Raw genomic sequence first — 16252 nt, 5'->3', positions numbered from 1 at the left:
CGCACGGGGCGGGGAACGTCCCGGGCGTCCGGCCCGGTGCTCGGACGTCGAGCCGGCTCGCGGATCACCCGGGTCGACGTCGCCGGGCTCGGCACGACGCCCTCGGGGACCCCGAGCCGCCGGTGGACGGGCCGGTACACGGCAGTGGATGCCACGGTCCGAGGACCGGGCGCGGTTGCCGGGTCGGTGCCTCCCCTGTGTCAACGCGTCCGAGGCTGCACGATTCCCGGCCCGTTGCCCGCTCCGACGGAGCCGGCGCCGGGGGCGGTGAGGGCGACGCGACCCGGGCACTCCGGTGAGTCGAACGGATCGGCTCACACGGCGAACCCACGGCCGGGTGCGAATGTACCGGGTCGCTCCTCCGGACGTGGCCGTCGAGGAGCGCGGCGGGGCGGTCAGCCGCCCGACCGCCCCGTGCCGGGGCCGCGCGTGCTGGTGGGCGGCCGGCCGCACCGGCCTCCAGGTCACGGCACCGCGGCCCGACCGGTGCCCGGACGTGTGCCCCGCTGCAGGTCGGCCGTGATGGCACGCAGCGCTCCGCCCAGAGCGGCGATGTCCGCCGGCGAGGTGGCCGAGCTGCAGCTGACGCGCACTGCTCCGGGGAGCCGGTCGTGCAGGCCGGCCCGAGCGTCGCGGTGGAACTGCGCCACCTCGCCCGGGCCGAGTCCGAGCAGGCGGGTCATGTAGGGGTGGGCGCAGAAACACCCGCTCCGCACCCCGATGCCGTGCTCCTGGGCCAGCCGGGCGGCGACGACCCCGTGCGGCACCCCGCGGACGACGAAGGCGGCCACGGGGAGGCGGTCGCCGCACGCCGGCCCCAGGCGACGGAGTCCGGGGACGGTGGCCAGTTCGTCGTCCAGCGCGCGGACCAGCGCCGCTTCCCGGACCCGCTGCCGTCCCCGGTCGGTGCGGCGCAGCTCCTCGGCGGCGGCGGCGAGGGCGACGACACCGACGACGTTGGGCGAGCCGGCCTCGTCCCGGTCGGGGGTGTCGGCCCAGACGACCTCCTCGTAGGACACCGCCGCCACCGACCCGCCCCCGACGAGGAAGGGCTCACCCTCCGCGAGCAGGCGTCGGGGCGCGACCAGGCACCCCGCGCCGAAGGGCGCGTGCATCTTGTGGCCGGACCAGGCGAGCACGTCGATCCCGAGTGCCGCCATCTCCACCTGCCGGTGCGGCACCAGCTGCGCGCCGTCGACCACGACCTGCACCCCGCGTTCGCGGGCCGCGGCCGCGAGCGCCCGCAGGTCGGGCTGCCAGCCGGTGACGTTGGACGCACCGGTCACCGCCAGGACGCGCGGGACCGGTCGCTCGTCCAGGGCGGTGACCACCGCGGCGATGTCGAACGTGCCGGACTCGTCGACGTCGACGACACGCAGCCGGGCATGGCGCCGCCAGGGCAGCAGGTTGGCGTGGTGCTCGACCGCGGTGGTCACGACGACGTCGTCCCGGGTGAGACCCAGCCGGAAGGCGATGAGGTTGAGGGCCTCGGTGGTGTTCCTCGGGAACAGGGCCACGTGGGTCGCGGCGTCGGCTCCCACGAACCGGAGCAGGGTCTCGCGCGCCTCCTCGTACCGGGCGCTGGAGAACTGCGACTTGGCCCCGGCTCCCCGGTGGACGCTGGAGTACCACGGCAGGAACTCCTCCACGGCACGCAGCACGGCCTCCGACGCCGACGTGGTGGCCGCGGCGTCGAGGTCCACGTAACGGCGTGGCTGGCCGCCCACGGAGACGTGGAGGTCGGCGCCGATGAGGTGCTCCCGGCGAGGAGCGGGCACTGCCCCGCGTGACGACGTCATCGCCATCAGGCTCCAGTTCCGGCCCCGGTGCGGCGTCCGTCCGGCTGCTCCGGCTCCCGGCCGTTCCTCGGGAGGGGTTCGCGACCGGGTGGGGGTGGGGCTCCGTCGACTCAGAGGCCCGACTCGCGGGCCCTGATACCCCCGCGTGGCCGCCAGGGGATCCTGGGCGGGTGACCACCCTGCGTGTCCCCTCCCGTGCCCGGCTCGTCACCGAGGCGCCCCGGGCCGGACTGGACCTCGCCGCCCTCCTCGCCACCTGGCCGCTGCTGGCGACCGCACGCCGAGGCGACGGCCATCCCGTGCTCGTCCTGCCGGGGCTGCTCGCCGGTGATCCCGCCACGCTGCTGCTGCGCAACGTCCTGCGCGCCCTCGGGCACGACGTCTCCGGTTGGAGCCTCGGCACCAACCGGGGCAGCACGGTGCGGGTCGTCCGGGAACTGCGCTCGCGCGTGGACGAGTTGCACCGGGCCTCGGGGCGGCGGGTGAGCCTGGTGGGCTGGAGCCTCGGCGGCCTGTACGCCCAGCAACTGGCCAGGATGGCCCCAGGGAGCGTCCGCGGGATCGTCACCCTCGGGAGCCCGGTGGTCCGCGGGGCTGCGTGGCTGCGGGCCGCGTCGCGGATCGTCGACCGGGCGGCCCCCCTGGTGCCCAGCGTGGCGACGCTGCCACGGCCGTGGGCCGAGGCGGGTCCCCTCCGCGTGCCCGCGACCTCGGTGTACAGCCGGGCCGACGGCATCGTCCACTGGTCGTCGTGCACGTACGACCTCCGACCGCGACGGGAGAACGTCGAGGTGCGCGGCAGTCACCTGGGCCTGGCACACAACCCGGCGGTGCTGTGGCTGCTCGCCGACCGGCTCGGGATGCCCGAGACGGCGTGGCGCCCCTTCCGCCCGCCCCTGGCCCTGCGCCCCTTCTTCCCGGGCCGCCGCTAGCCCGCGGAGGTCGATGTCGACCGCACGACGGCGACCGGCCGGGCCGCCGAGCGGCGACCGGAGCCGAACCCCTGGTCAGGACTGTGACCCGGGTCACACCATGACGGGATGACTCAGCCCTCGCCCGCGGTGCCCGGCTGGGCGACCCGCGCGCTCTCCACGGTGTTCGACCCCTGCTGCCGGGAGAAGGGCATCTCCGTCGTCGACATGGGCCTGCTCCGGTCGGTCGCCGTCCACGACGGGCATGCCCGGGTCGAACTGCTCCTCACCTCGGGCTGGTGCCCGTTCGCCGCCCGGGTGGTCGCCGACGTCGAGACGGCGATCCGCCGGCAGCCCGGCGTCGAGACCTGCGAGGTCGAGGTCGTCTGGGACGAGGTCTGGACGACCGACCGCCTCTCGCCCTCGGCCGCCCGCCGGCTGCGGTTCCTCCCCGACCCCGTCGCCGTCCCCGACCGCGACGCGTTCCTCTCCGCCCACCGCCCCTAGCCGCTCCAGCTCCAGCCCAGGAGGACGACCATGATCGGCGACGCATTCGTGTTCGACGGGGTCGCACACCCGTTCAACTTCACGCCCAAGAACGCGTTCGGGTCAGCGGGGCAGATGTTCGCCAACCACCTGTACGCCTTCCACGCGACGCTGACCCCGGACGGCGAGCCGAAGCTCTCGGCGGAGGAGTTCCTCAAGGAGTGGACGCCGGCCGACATCCGGCAGATGGTCTACGACCAGTCCGACACCGACATGCTGGTCGCGATGCCGCTGCCGCTGACCGACCTCTTCCGCGACGGGCTCTCGCCGTGGGAGACGTGCGCGGAGCTGGCCCAGCGGGACCCGGACCGGACGGTGTTCTGGGGCTCGGTCAACCCGCTCGAGGGACGGCGCGCGCTGGACCTGATGGAGCGCCAGGTCGGCGAGTTCGGCGCCAGGGCGTTCAAGTTCTACAACGTCCGCTACGACTACGGCTCACCGTTCCCGTGGCGCATGGACGACCCCAAGGTGGCCTTCCCCGTCTTCGAGAAGGCGCAGGAACTCGGCGTGAACCTGATCGGCGTGCACAAGGGCGTGCCGCTGGGGCCGCAGCCGATCGAGGCCACCCAGACCTGGGACATGGACGGCGCGGCGGCGAACTTCCCCGACATCAACTTCGTGATCTTCCACGTCGGGCTGCCGTTCCTGGACGAGACCTGCTGGCAGCTGATCCGCTACCCGAACCTGTACGCATCGCTGGCCGCCACCATCAACTTCGTCGTCCGGGCGCCGCGGCTGTTCGCGGAGATCCTCGGCAAGCTGCTGTTCTGGTGCGGCGAGGACAAGATCGTCTACGGCTCGGAGGCGCCGATCTTCCACCCGCAGTGGGCGCTGCGGGCCTTCAGGGACTTCTCGATCCCGCAGGACCTGTGCGAGGGCTACGGCTATCCCCAGCTCACCGACGTCGCGAAGCGGAAGATCCTCGGCGAGAACCTGCTCGGCCTGCACGGGATGGACGTCCGGGAGACCACGGCGCGGCTGGGCCGCCCCCAGGCGCACTGACCCCGGACCGTGGCCAGGGCCGGCGGGTGGAGCACCCGCGCCGTCGGCACCCGCGGCGCTCCGGGCCCGCCGGTGGATCGTGCGGCGGGGGCGCGTCGTCACCCGCCCCCGACCGGGGTCCGCGGGCCGCACCGCCCGGCACGGCCGTCCGGGATCCTCGCGGTGAGGAGGCAGAGGTCCACCGGGCCGTCGAGTGGCCGGGTGCTCAGCTCACCGAAGCCGGCCGCCTGCGTCCACGCGCTGTAGTCCTCGGTCGAGTACACCCGGCCCCGCTCGGTCCGCAGCAGCAGCCCCAGCTCGTAGAGCGCCAGCCGGGCCCGGGCCGCCGGGTCCGCGGACGGGAGCACGTCGATGACCGCCAGCGTCCCGCCGGGCGTCAGGACGGGGCGGAGCCGCCGCAGCAGGGTCTCGTTCGTCGCGGGGTCGAACAGGTGGCACACGTTGCCGACGAGCACGAGGTCGTAGACCGATTCCGGGAGGGTCGCCGTGAAGACGTCCCCGGGGAGGTAGTCGAACCTCCCCGACAGCCCCGCGGCCGCGACCGACCGGCGCGTCTGCGCCAGCACCTGCGGCAGGTCGAGGCAGGTGACGCGCACCCCGGGCGCCGCTGCCGCCAGGGCGGTGCTCCACGGGGCCGCGCCGGCACCCACGTCCAGCACGCGTCCCGCGGACGGGGCGAGCAGCCGGGCGGCCGACGCGGCCGCCGTCGAGAACACGTCCGCGAGGCGGGGGACGACCGCGGGGTAGAGCTCGGCGGCTCCCGCGGCCGTGTCGGCACTGACCATCGGCCGACCGGTACGGAGGCAGACCTCCAGCGACGCCCACGGGGCCGCCATCGCCGTCGGCCACCGCGCCACGTCGGCGACGGGTCGGAAGCGATCGGGCGGGACCGGCGCGAGGACCCCCAGCTCCGCCAGGGCCGTGAGCAGCCGGCCGGTCGGTTCCGGCGCCAGCCCGCACGCGGTGGAGACCTCCTCGGCCGACGCAGCCCCGGTCCGGGCGAGGAACGCGGCCACGCCGGTCCGCTCGGCGGCGCGGACCACCTCGACGGTCGCGAAGGCCTCGAGGAGCCGGGCGATCACCGCCCCGGCGGAGGCCTGCGGCGAGCCGTCGTCCGCCGGAGCGGTCCCGGCGCCCGCGCGCGCGGCCGCGGTCACGACAGCACCCGCACGGTGCCGGTCCCGCCGTCCACCGTCACCAGCTGGCCGTCCCGGAGCAGCGAGGTCCCGTCGCCGGTGGCCACGACGGCCGGGACGCCGAACTCCCGGGCGATGATCGCCGGGTGGGACAGGGTCCCGCCGGCGTCGGTGACCAGGGCACCGACGAGCGGGAAGAGCACCGACCAGACCGGCGAGGTCATGGGGCAGACCAGCACGTCCCCGCCCCGCAGCCGGTCGAACTCCGCCTCCGTCCGGATCACCCGGACCGGCCCGGTGTAGGTCCCCGCGGACGCCGGGATGCCCTGGACAGCGGTGGCCGGGCCGCGCCGGGTCCACTCGCCGTCCTCGGTCCCCATGATGCGGTCCAGCGTCCACAGGAAGCGTTCCATCGTCCGCCGGGCCGGAGCGGGCAGGGCCGACAACGGCGGCGGTCCCGCCGGGGCCCGGCCGTAGCTCGGCGGTCCGGGATGGGCCAGCACCCACGCCCGCTCGCCACGCCGCCGGGCCACGAGGGCCCGCCGGTCGGTGCCCTCCCGCAGCGCCTCGAGCAGCTCGCCGGGCTCCAGGTGGAAGACGTGGTCCGGGCGGTCGAGGAGGCCGCGCCGCGCCAGCCGCGAACCGGCCTCGAGCACGGCCCGCCGCACCAGCGCGAAGGGGGCGCTGATCGTGAAGAACTCGTTGTCCTCGCGCACCGGGTAGGCCGCCAGCCCGCGCCGCAGCGCCGACTCGAAGCGGTCCCGGTCCGCCGGCAGGCGGCCGGTCAGCCGGGCGCGCGCCTCCTCGGCCGCCGCGGCCCGTCGCCGCGCCGCCGCCTCGTCGTGCCGGGCCGGGTCGTACCCGGTCGCGAGCTGGTCGCGGAGCAGCCCCAGCACGAGCTCGGGCCGCTCGTCGAGCGACTCCTCGGCCAGTTCGTAGCTGAGCGCCCGGCAGCCGAACTCGCGCTGGTAGTCCGCGAACCCGGCGGCGACCTCCGGATCGGCCGCGAGCAGCTGCGCACCGGCCGCTCCCCCGGTGATCGACCGGCACAGGTCCGGGTGCCCGGCCACGGTCGCGGCGAGCCGGGCCAACGCCCGCCCCGGGGCCGTCGAGGTGGCCGACGTCCCGGCGACCAGGTCGAGCCACCGCCCCTCGTCGGTCCAGCCGAGCAGCTCCCGGCAGGTGGCGGCGAGGTCGCCGAGCACCATCATCAGGGCCCCGTGCAGCCGGAAGTGGACCAGGTAGCCCTCAGCGGTGAGGTCGGTCGTGGCCTGCACGTGCGCCTCGAGCGCCGCGTCGTCGAGCGCCGGCAGGTCCACCCCGCGCAGCGCCGCGAGCCGTCCGGCGAACTGCGGTCGCCACTGCTCCGACCAGCGTCGGACCAGCTGCATCGGGACGTCGTCCCGGGCGGCGGCGGCCGCCTGCCGGTTCCGGCGGCGCACCGCCGGGACCACGCGGAACGCGACGGGGAGCGCCCGGCGCGGCAGGGGCGGCGGCTCCCTGCCGCCGAGCGGGACGATCCGCAGGTACTCCCACCCGCCGATGTCCCGCACCGCCACCCCGTCGCTGAGCAGGCCGAGGTCGTCGACCATGGCCCGCAGCGCGGCGTTGCGCGGCTGCAGGACCTCGCGGGTCATCCTGGTCCAGGGCAGCGGCGCGTGGCTGGACTCGCGCACCCAGTGGCCCTCGGGGACCTCGACCGGCACCTCGACCGGGGTCGGCGGGGGGTCGGGCAGCCCGGTGACCGGGCGGGCCTGGAGCAGCCAGACCCGGTCCCCGACGGCCGCCCACTCGACGTCCTGCGGCCGGCCGCCGCGGGCGGCCTCCACCCGCCGCGCGAGATCCGCGACGGCCGCGGCCAGGGCGGGGGTGAGCACCGGTCCCGGAGCGCCCGGCCGCGGACCGGAGTGCTCGGGACCGCCGCCACGGACGGTCCAGCGCTCCGGTGTCTCCGCCCCGGACACCAGCGCCTCGGCGGTACCGGGGACGGCGTCGATGACGACCACGCCGCGCTCCCCGGTGACCGGGTCCGCGGTGAAGGCCACGCCGGAGGCGACCGGCCGGAGCATGGGCTGCACGAGCACCGCCATGACCGGCCGGTGGCGCTCCTCCCGCACCTGGCGGTAGGCCGCCACCTCGCGGGAGGACGCCGACTCCCAGCACCGGCGCACGGCGTCGAGGAGTGCGGCCCTGCCGCGGACGTCGAGGACGGTGGTGTAGAGGCCGGCGCAGGACCCCTCGGCGCCGTCCTCGTCGACGGCGGAGGAACGGACGGCGAGCGGCACGTCCCCCCACCCGGCCACCGCCGACGCCAGCGCCGCGCCCACGTCGTCGGGCACGCGCACGCCGCCGGGGTCCGGCTCGGCTCCGGCCGCGGCCCGGCGGGAGGCGGTGGTGGGCAGGACGACGCCGGGCGGCACGGGGAACCCGGCCGCGGCGAGGACCCCCAGGGTCGCGGCCTTGCGGCCGGCCAGCCGGGGGTCGGTGGCCTTCTCCAGGGGGAGGACCGGGTCGGGTCCGCCGGTCGCGGGGACGCCGTCCTCCTGCGTTCCCGCCGGCCGGCCGGTCGTCGTGGTCATGGTGGCACCTCCGGGTGGGTGCGCCCACGATGGCCCGTTACGTAGGGGCTCCGACATCGGCGGAGTTACGTATCCCGTCCGCCGTCGCGTCCGGCTCGGCCAGCTCCCGGTCGACGTAGCGGGTGAGGGCCGCCCTCGACCGGAGGCCGAGACGGGCGTAGACGTGCTGCAGGTGGGTGGTGACCGTCCGCTGGCTGATGAACAGGCGTCCGGCGATCTCGGCGTTGCTCAGTCCGGCCGCGACGAGCCGCGCCACCTCCTCCTCCCGGCGGGTGAGCCGGCCGGTGCCCTGCGGACCGGCGGCGGGCGGAGGGGTGCGGTGGCCCTGCGACCGCAGCAGCCTGCGCGCCCGGTCGGCCTGGGGCTTGGCCCCCAGGCGGTCCAGCAGGCCCAGCGCCGCCGCGGCCTCCGCGGCGACCTCGGCACCGGCCGGGGTGCCGGGGCCGGCGGCCGAGCCGGCCAGGAGCTCCGCCCGGTCCACCCGTGCCACCGCCGCCTCGTAGTGGACCCCGAGGCGGGTGAGCGCGGCCACCGCCGACGCCAGCAGGTCCGGGTCGCCGCGGAGCCGCCCCCCGGCCCAGTCGGCCAGGGCACGCGGGTACGGCGCAGCGGGATCGACGTCGGCCAGCTCGGTCACCGCGGTCCGTGCCGCGTCCCGGTCGCCGGCCGCCGCGCTCGCCCTGGCCAGCACGAGCAGCGCCGGCAGGCGGGTGAAGACCGGCTGCGCGCTGCGGCGTGCGTGCTCGGCCGCCCGCGCGTACCGCCCACCGGCGAGCGCGATCTGCGCCTTGGCGAGCTCCAGCAGGTCGACGACGTGGACGTCGGGGGTCGGCCTGGAGCCGAGGCGATCGGTCGCTTCCGCGGCCCGGCGGGCGGCCTCGTCGAGTCGACCGCGCTGGGTCAGGACCATCGCCTCCACGGTGAGCGAGATGGTGGCGCCGCGGGACAGGCCCGTGCGCTCCGCGAGCTCGAACGCCCGGGCGAGGTCGTCCAGCGCCTCGTCCCAGCGGCCGGCCAGGAAGCCGGCGTAGCCGCGGTCCACTAGGTGCATGACCTCCAGGGTCGGCACACCGGTCGACCGGGCGAGGCGCACGCCGGCGTCCGCGTGCCGGCAGGCGGCGGCCACGTCGCCCCCGGTCAGCGCCGTGAGGGACGCCAGTCGGTGTGCCGCGCTGCTGACCACCGGGTCCCCCAGCGCCTCGGCCTGCGCCAGCATCCGCGGCAGCTGGTCCATGGCGTACCGCAGGCGTCGCTCGGTCCCGGCCAGCTGGAGGTCGAGCATGCCGGCGACCACGCGGGCCCGCGGCGAGCCGGTCACCGCCACGATCTCGGCCAGCGCGGCGGCGTAGCGCCGCTGGGCGGCTGCGTCGCCGCGGCGGAGCGCCAGCCGGGCCCTGGTCTCCAGCACGGACACGTGCACGGGACCCGGTGGGTGACCCGCGAGCGCCGCATCGGCCTCATCGAGGTCACGCAGGGCCTCCTCGAACCGCCCCAGGTCCCAGCCGGTGAGCGCGGCACGGTGCAGCCGCCGTGCCCGCTCGACGCCGCCCTCCCCCGCGGCCCCGGTGTCCGCCGCCTCCGCGGCGGCACGCCAGGCGGTGCGGGCCTGCGCCAGCCGGCCGGCCAGCTCCTCGCCCTGCGCCACCCGCTCGAGGAGGGGCCCGCGCAGGTCGTCCCGGGAGAACGCTGCGGCGACGGGGAGCGCCGCGCGGGCAGCGGCGACCGCCTCCTCACCGGCGCGCCGGGACAGCGCCTCCCCGCTGGCGCGGAGCAGGACGTCGAGCGCGTACCCCGCCTCGAGTTCGTCCCCGGCACCGCAGACGTGGAGGGCGATGGTGCCGAGGTCCTCGGGGGCGGCCTGCTGCCAGGCGCGCGCCGCCGCCGCGTGTCGCCGTCGTCGTGCGGCCGCAGGAAGCAGTTCCAGGCCGACCTCGGCGAGCATGGGATGGGTCACGCGATGGCCCACCCCCCTGTCCGTGAGCTCCTGGTCGGCCAGTCCCCACTGGGAGAGCACGTCGAGGCCGGTGGACATCGCGGCCCCGTCCACGACGGCGGCGAGGACGCCGACCGGGGCCCGGCCGCCGCAGACGGCCAGGGCGTCGAACGCGGTCCGCGCCGGCCCCGGCAGCCGCTCGATCCGCGCGCCGAGCAGCGACCGCACCGCGGCGGGTACCGCGTCGTCGGTGTCCGGTCCCAGGACCCACCGGCCTCCGGAGCGGAACAGGGTCCCCTCCTCGACCAACCTGGTGATGACGGCCCCCACGAACAGCGGCACCCCGCCGGTCCGCTGCGTCAGCACCGCCACGAGCCCGCCGGGCACGGCACCGCCGAGCGTGGCCCGGGCCAGGGCGTCGACCGCGTCCCCGTCCAGGGGGCGGAGGGGGAACTCCGTGACGCCGACGCCGCACCGCAGGGCCGCGGCGAGGTCGCGCAGCGGGGTGTCGGCCTCGGCCTCGCGGAAGGCCAGGAGGAACAGCACGGGTCGCCCGGTCAGGCCGCGGACGGCGTAGTGCAGGAGAGCCAGCGACGCCGGGTCGGCCCAGTGCAGGTCGTCGACCACCAGCGCGAGGGGGCGTTCGGCAGCCGCACGGTCGAGCAGCCTGGTGACGGCCTCGAACAGGCGGGTGCGCTCGAGCCCCAGGTCGGCCAACGGCGGGGGCGGCACGAGCGGCAGCCCGTCGAACAGCCGCGCCAGGTCCGACAGGCCCTCCACCAGGGCCTCGATCCGGGCCCGCCCGCTGGGGCCGGCTCCGCGCAGCAGCGGGCGCAGCGCCTCGACCAGGGGTGCGTAGGAGAGGTCGCGCTGCAGCGGACCGGCCGTGCCGTGCAGGGTCAGCACCCCACGACCACGAGCGACGGCCACGGCCTCCTGCAGGAACCGTGACTTCCCCAGGCCGGCCTGGCCGGTGACGAGGACGACGGCGGGGTGCCGGTCGACGAGCACGCCGTGCAGGACCTCGGCGAGGCGGCGCAGGTCGTCGGCACGCCCCACGAGAGGCGCACCCGTCGGCAGGACGCTCACCGGGTCCGACCCCTCCCCTCCGCCGTCCCCACCGTGGCGGGCGGGAGGACGACGGTCGGCCTGTGGGCACCGCTCCCGGGGCTGGGGGCACCGGGTGGATCGCCGCGTCGAGATCCACGGGCGCGCGGACGTACGCCGTGACGTGACCACGGAGGGCGCCTGCGGGACAGGGCCCGAGGTCCGGGACGTCCGGTGCTCGCGAGCTCTGGGTGGGCTCGCCCTGCCCGGGCTGTTCCGCCGGTCCTGGTCCACCTCACGCCGGCACCCCCGCGCAGCAGTCCGGGACGTCGACCACAGGGGCCCCGGAGCGTCGCCCCGGTGCGGTCCCTGGTCCGCTGCCCGTCATCTCGCCTGGTCGCCGGCGGCGTCGAGCAGCCGGACGGTGCCGTCGCCGTAGTTGGTCACGAACAGGCGGCGTCCGTCCTGGGTGGCCGAGACGCTCGTCGGGTCGACACCGGTCGGGATCCGCGCCGTGACGACGCCGGACTGCACGTCCACCACCGCCACGGTGCCGTCGTCCACGTTGGCCGTGTAGACGTGGCGGCCGTCCGGGGCGTAGGTGACGTCCTGCGGCCCGGCTCCCACCGCCGGCACGGTGCCGACCACGGTGTTGCTCGCCGGGTCGATGAACATGACGTCATCGCTGATGTAGTTGACCAGCGCGATCCGCGTTCCGTCCGGCGAGACCTCCAGGCTGTGCGGGCCGTCCCCCACGGGGATCGTCGTCACGAGCCGGTTCTCCCCGAGCTCCAGGACCGTCACCACGTCGGAGAAGTGGTTCGCGATGTAGACGAACCGTCGGTCGTGCGTGAAGGCGACCCAGTGCGGTGACGGCGAGACCGCGATCCGATCGACCAGCACGCCCGAACCCGTGTCGAAGACGTCGAGGTGGTCCTCGTCGAAGTAGGGCATGTAGAGCAGACGCCCGTCGAGGGTGGTGGCCGCGGCGTAGGGGCCTCTCCCGACCGGCACGGCGCCGATCTTCGTGTCGCTGGCGGTGTCCAGCGTGACGAGGAAGTTGACGGTGAAGCCCTCGTCGTAGGCGGAGACGTATGCCCGCGTGCCGTCCGGCGCGAACGTCACCAGCTGCGGCGGCGCCTCGGGGACGGGGATCGTGGCAACGGCCGTGCCCGAGGCCGCGTCGAACCGGATGACGGCACCGGCGGCAGGATCGGCGACGTAGGCGAACCGGCCGTCGGGTGAGATCTCCAGGTGGTGCGGCGCCTGGCCGACGGCGACCGCGGGCCCCGTCCCGGGGATCGCGGCGCTCGACCACGAGGCCGGTGCAGCCGGGCTCGACGGCGTGGCGGCGGTGTGCTCCTCGTGCGCGGCGTCCCCGGTGTCCGGCGACGCGGGAGCCGCACCCGCCGGCCCCTCGGAGGAGGCCGAGCCGCCGAGCCAGGCGAACACGCCGACGGCGGCTCCGGCGAGGAGCACGAGCGCGATCCCGATCGCGATGCTCCACGGGCGGGTTCGCCTCCGGCGGTGCCGACCGTGGGCGACCGTGTGGTGCTGGTCCATGGCGCCTCGGTCCCGTCCACTGTTCGGAGGTGCATCGTCGAGTGGTCCGCGGTCCGGGACAAGGGGGCGCCGCCCGACAGGTGGGGAGCCCCGGCCGGGGGTGGGTCCGGTCGCTGCGGCAGGTACCCCTGCGCACCGTCCGCTGCCGGAGGTCGGCGAGGGCCGGGTGGTGCCGGCCGAGTCGGGTGACCGCGCAGCGCAGCACCGGGCAGCCGCCGGCCCGGGCCGCTCCGGTGGCGACTGCCGCCCCGTCGGCGGCCACCCAGGTCGCCGGCACGACCCGTGCCCGGCGTGCCGCGTGGGGGCGGTGTGCAACGGAGGGCCCGATGGGGGCGGGTCGTGCACCGCACGGCCTGCCTCCCACGCCCGCGCAGCGACGGCCGTCACACTCCGGGGCATGCGCTTGGCCGTGTGCTCCTCCAAGGGAGGTGTCGGCAAGACGGCGACCGCCGCCAACCTGGCCGTCGCCCTCGCCCGTCGCGGTCGGGTCCTCGCGGTCGACACCGATCCGCAGGACAGTCTCGGCCGGGCGTTCGGGGTCGTCGCCAAGGGCCGGGACGACAGCCTGGCGGCGCTGCTCGAGGAACCGGTCACGGAGGGGCGGGCAGCCATCCGCCACGACGTCGTGCCGGGCCTGGACCTGCTGCCCGCCCACCCGGCCCTGGAAGCGGTGTCGGTGCAGTTGGCCGGCACCGGTGGCCTGGTCACCAGCATCCGGCGCGCACTGCGCCCGCTGCTCGCCGAGTACGACCACATCGTGCTCGACACCCGGGGAGACCTGGGCGGGCTGACCCTGGCCGCGGTGTGTGCCGCGGACAGCGTGCTGACCGTCTTCACCAGCGACCCGGGCTCGGCTCTCGGCGTCGTCCGCGTCGCCGCGTTCCTCGACCAGCACCGCACCTACGAGAACACCTCGGCCGTCCTCGTCGGCGTGGCCTGCGCGGCGTGGGACAGGGGCGGACGTGCTGCCAGGGAGGTGGCCGGGGCCCTGGAGGGAACCGGGCTGCCGCTGCTGGAGACCCGCGTGCCGATGTCGCGACGGGTACCGACGAGCACGCTGGCCAAGCGCCCCGTCGTCCTGTCCACTCCCTCCAGCCCGGTCGCCCGCGCCTACGTGGCGCTGGCCGACGAGGTGCTCGCCGCCGCAGAGAGGCTCCCCGCATGACGACCGACGACCGACCTCCCGCCCTGCGCGGGTCCCGCCGGCGCACGATGCAGGACGACCTGCTGGACGACCTCCGCCAGGCCACCCCCGTGCCCGTCGCCCCGACGGCCGGGGAACGGGCGCCGGAGGACCCGGTGGCCCCTGGCGGGCAGCCGTCGCTGCACCTCGAGGTGACGCTGCAGCGGTGGTCGTGGCCCCGCCTCCGGGTCCTGCCCGGCGGGTCGGGCCTGTCCGTGGGCATCGGTCCGGTCCGCGTGTCCTGCGCTCTGCGCGGACGCTGACCCCGGCCGGGCGTCACCGGGAGCCCGGTGCCCGGTCCCCGGCGCGCGGCGGTGGCGACGGGGCGCCCGCCGGTCCGGCCGGTGCGCACCACGTCCCTCCCCCGGACCTGCACCGCCGCGTGCGCGCAGCCGCCCCGGGCGCCCCCTGCCCTCCCTAGCATGGACGGCCGTGCGGGCCCGGGGCACGTCGCAGCAGGTCGGCGCTCTCGCCGGCCGGCTGGGCCGGGCCGGGGAGCGGACCTTCGTCGGTCGGGCCGAGCAGCGGGAGCTGCTCGCCGGGGCGCTGGCCGCCGGGCAGCCGGGGTTCGCGGTGCTGTTCCTGCACGGTCCCGGTGGCATCGGCAAGACCGCGCTGCTGCGCCGCCTGTGCCGGGATGCCGAAGCCGCCGGCGCGGCCACCGTGCTCGTCGACGCACGCACCGTCCCCGCCACCCCGGCCGGCTTCACGGCGGCCGTCGGCGCGCAGCTCGGCGTGCCGCCGGGCGGGGACCCGGTGCCGGCGTTGCTCGGCGGCCCCCGCCCGGTGCTGGCCGTGGACACCTTCGAGCAGTGCGCCGGGCTGCAGACCTGGCTGCGGCGGGACTTCCTCCCGCGGCTGCCCGCCGACACCGTCACCGTCGTCGCGGGCCGGGAGCCGCCGGAGGACGCATGGCGCTTCGACCCGCTCTGGCAGGACGCGCTCCGCGTCGTGGCGTTGCGGAACCTGGCACCGGCCGAGGCGCGCGCGCTGCTGGCCGCCCGCGGTGTGCCGGAGGCGACGCACGAACGGGTGCTGGCCTTCACCGGCGGCCACCCGCTCGCCCTGTGCCTGGTCGCGGAGACGGGCGCGCACCAGGGCCGGCCGGAGACCCTGCTCCGGCCCGGCACGCCCGACGTCGTCCGTGTGCTGCTCGAGCGGTTCGTCGACGAGGCCCCCTCGCCACGGCACCGCGCCGCCCTGGAGGTCAGCGCGCACGTGCGGGTGACGACGGAGTCGCTCCTGCGCTCGGTGCTCGGGGACGACGCGGGAGAGCTGTTCCGGTGGCTGCGCGCACGGTCCTTCGTCGAGGAAGGCACCGAGGGGCTCTACCCCCACGACCTCGCCCGGGAGGTGCTGGACACCGACCTCCGGTGGCGGGACCCCGACCGCTACGCCGACCTGCACCGGCGGATCCGCGAGTACCTGCTCCCGCGCCTGTCCGTTCCCGACACCGACCGGTCGCGGGCCTGGCGGGACCTGATGTTCCTGCACCGACGGAATCCGGACTTCGCGCCGTTCGTCAGCTGGGAGACGGAGTGCAGCGTCTACGAGGACGTGCTGCGGCCGGACGACGTGGACGCCGTGCTCGCGGCGGCCGAGGAGGAGGAGGGCCCCGAGTCACGGGCCGTGGTCCGGCGCTGGCTGGACCGGGACGCCGATGCCTTCCGGGTCTACCGGCGGCCGGGGCGCGCGGAGGCGGCGGGCTTCTCCGTCTGGCTGCGGTTGTCCGCACCGCGGTCCGCCGACCTGGAGGCCGATCCGGTGGTCGCCCGCGCCTGGCAGCACGTGACCCGCTCCGGCGGCCTCCGCTCCGGCGAGCACCTCGGGGTGCTGCGGACGTTCATCGTCCCCGGGGCCTACCACCGGCCCTCCCCCGCCATGGACCTGGTGCAGGTCCGCTGCTCGATGGAGTGGACGTCGCCCGGCGGGCCCGCGGTCTCCGTCCTCGCGATCGCCGAGGGCGCCTTCTGGGCACCGCAGATGGCCTACATCGACCACGCCCGGGTCGGCGAGGTGGCGTTCGGTCGGCGGGTGTTCACGCTGTTCGCCCACGACTGGCGGGTGGCACCGCCCGCCGCCTGGTTCCGCATGATGGCCGAGCAGGAGCTCTCGGGCGGCGCGGGCACCGGCCTCCGGCGTCCGGTCGCGACGGAGCGCCAGGTGCTCTCCGCACCGGAGTTCGAGGCCGCGGTGCGGGATGCGCTGCGCAGCTGGCGGCGCGCCGACGACCTGGCGCGCAATCCGCTCTGCCGCTCGCGGCTCGTGACCGAGGCCGGCGCGGCGGCGGATCCGGCGCGGACGCTCGCCGATCTGCTGGTCGAGGCAACCGACACCCTGGCCGCCGATCCGCGGGACGCCAAGCTGCACCGCGCCGTGGCGACGACCTACTTCCGCGGGGTGGCCACCCAGGAGGCCGCGGCCGAGCGGCTGGGGCTGCCGTTCTCCTCCTACCGCCGCCACCTCGCCGCCGGGACCGCCCGGCTGACCGCCTGGCTCTGGGACCGCGAGCTGCACGGCACCGGGCGGCGGATGAGCACCACCTGACCTGTC

Annotated in this window: 11 protein-coding genes; 6 read left to right on the top strand and 5 right to left on the bottom strand. The window is 76.5% G+C overall.

Going from position 1 to position 16252, the window contains the following annotated elements:
* Positions 1 to 464 precede the first annotated feature (464 nt).
* Positions 465 to 1799 carry an aminotransferase class V-fold PLP-dependent enzyme gene (locus tag ACI78Z_RS01235; RefSeq protein WP_457034691.1) on the bottom strand — a complete coding sequence of 445 codons (1335 nt, stop codon included), beginning with the start codon at positions 1797 to 1799 and terminating at the stop codon, positions 465 to 467.
* Between the two features lie 170 nt (positions 1800 to 1969).
* Here ACI78Z_RS01235 and ACI78Z_RS01230 point away from each other — a divergent pair, with 170 nt between their 5' ends.
* The 3 genes from ACI78Z_RS01230 (at position 1970) to ACI78Z_RS01220 (ending at position 4258) form a co-directional block, all read left to right on the top strand.
* The gene (locus ACI78Z_RS01230) at positions 1970 to 2731 is read left to right on the top strand and encodes an esterase/lipase family protein (RefSeq protein ID WP_457034690.1); all 762 of its coding nucleotides are present in this window, start codon (positions 1970 to 1972) and stop codon (positions 2729 to 2731) included.
* A 108-nt stretch (positions 2732 to 2839) separates the two neighbouring features.
* On the top strand, positions 2840 to 3217 hold the full coding sequence (locus ACI78Z_RS01225) for a metal-sulfur cluster assembly factor (protein ID WP_457034689.1): 378 nt from the start codon (positions 2840 to 2842) through the stop codon (positions 3215 to 3217).
* Between the two features lie 30 nt (positions 3218 to 3247).
* Positions 3248 to 4258 (top strand): amidohydrolase family protein, encoded by a 1011-nt coding sequence (locus ACI78Z_RS01220; RefSeq protein ID WP_457034688.1) that lies wholly within the window; start codon positions 3248 to 3250, stop codon positions 4256 to 4258.
* Between the two features lie 98 nt (positions 4259 to 4356).
* On the opposite strand, the gene ACI78Z_RS01215 is transcribed toward ACI78Z_RS01220, so the two are convergent.
* From ACI78Z_RS01215 to ACI78Z_RS01200, 4 genes are all read right to left on the bottom strand, one after another.
* A complete protein-coding gene (locus ACI78Z_RS01215; protein ID WP_457034687.1) occupies positions 4357 to 5415 on the bottom strand; it encodes a methyltransferase in 1059 nt (352 codons plus the stop codon).
* A complete protein-coding gene (locus tag ACI78Z_RS01210; RefSeq protein WP_457034686.1) occupies positions 5412 to 7973 on the bottom strand; it encodes a PEP/pyruvate-binding domain-containing protein in 2562 nt (853 codons plus the stop codon). The genes ACI78Z_RS01215 and ACI78Z_RS01210 overlap by 4 nt, the downstream gene beginning before the upstream one ends.
* A gap of 37 nt (positions 7974 to 8010) precedes the next feature.
* On the bottom strand, positions 8011 to 10995 hold the full coding sequence (locus ACI78Z_RS01205) for an ATP-binding protein (protein WP_457034685.1): 2985 nt from the start codon (positions 10993 to 10995) through the stop codon (positions 8011 to 8013).
* Between the two features lie 342 nt (positions 10996 to 11337).
* Entirely contained in the window at positions 11338 to 12516 is a 1179-nt protein-coding gene (locus ACI78Z_RS01200; RefSeq protein WP_457034684.1) for a beta-propeller fold lactonase family protein, read from the bottom strand.
* Between the two features lie 397 nt (positions 12517 to 12913).
* On the opposite strand from ACI78Z_RS01200, the gene ACI78Z_RS01195 reads away from it, so the two are divergent.
* The 3 genes from ACI78Z_RS01195 to ACI78Z_RS01185 all read left to right on the top strand — a co-directional run bounded on the left by ACI78Z_RS01195 (position 12914) and on the right by ACI78Z_RS01185 (position 16246).
* Entirely contained in the window at positions 12914 to 13681 is a 768-nt protein-coding gene (locus ACI78Z_RS01195) for a ParA family protein (protein ID WP_457034683.1), read from the top strand.
* On the top strand, positions 13678 to 13962 hold the full coding sequence (locus ACI78Z_RS01190) for a hypothetical protein (protein ID WP_457034682.1): 285 nt from the start codon (positions 13678 to 13680) through the stop codon (positions 13960 to 13962). The genes ACI78Z_RS01195 and ACI78Z_RS01190 overlap by 4 nt, the downstream gene beginning before the upstream one ends.
* A 169-nt stretch (positions 13963 to 14131) precedes the next feature.
* Complete coding sequence (locus ACI78Z_RS01185; RefSeq protein ID WP_457034681.1) at positions 14132 to 16246, top strand: AAA family ATPase; 2115 nt, start codon at positions 14132 to 14134, stop codon at positions 16244 to 16246.
* Positions 16247 to 16252: the final 6 nt, after the last annotated feature.

Source organism: Geodermatophilus sp. SYSU D01176, assembly GCF_054050015.1.
This window is presented reverse-complemented; position numbering and strand designations above follow the sequence as displayed.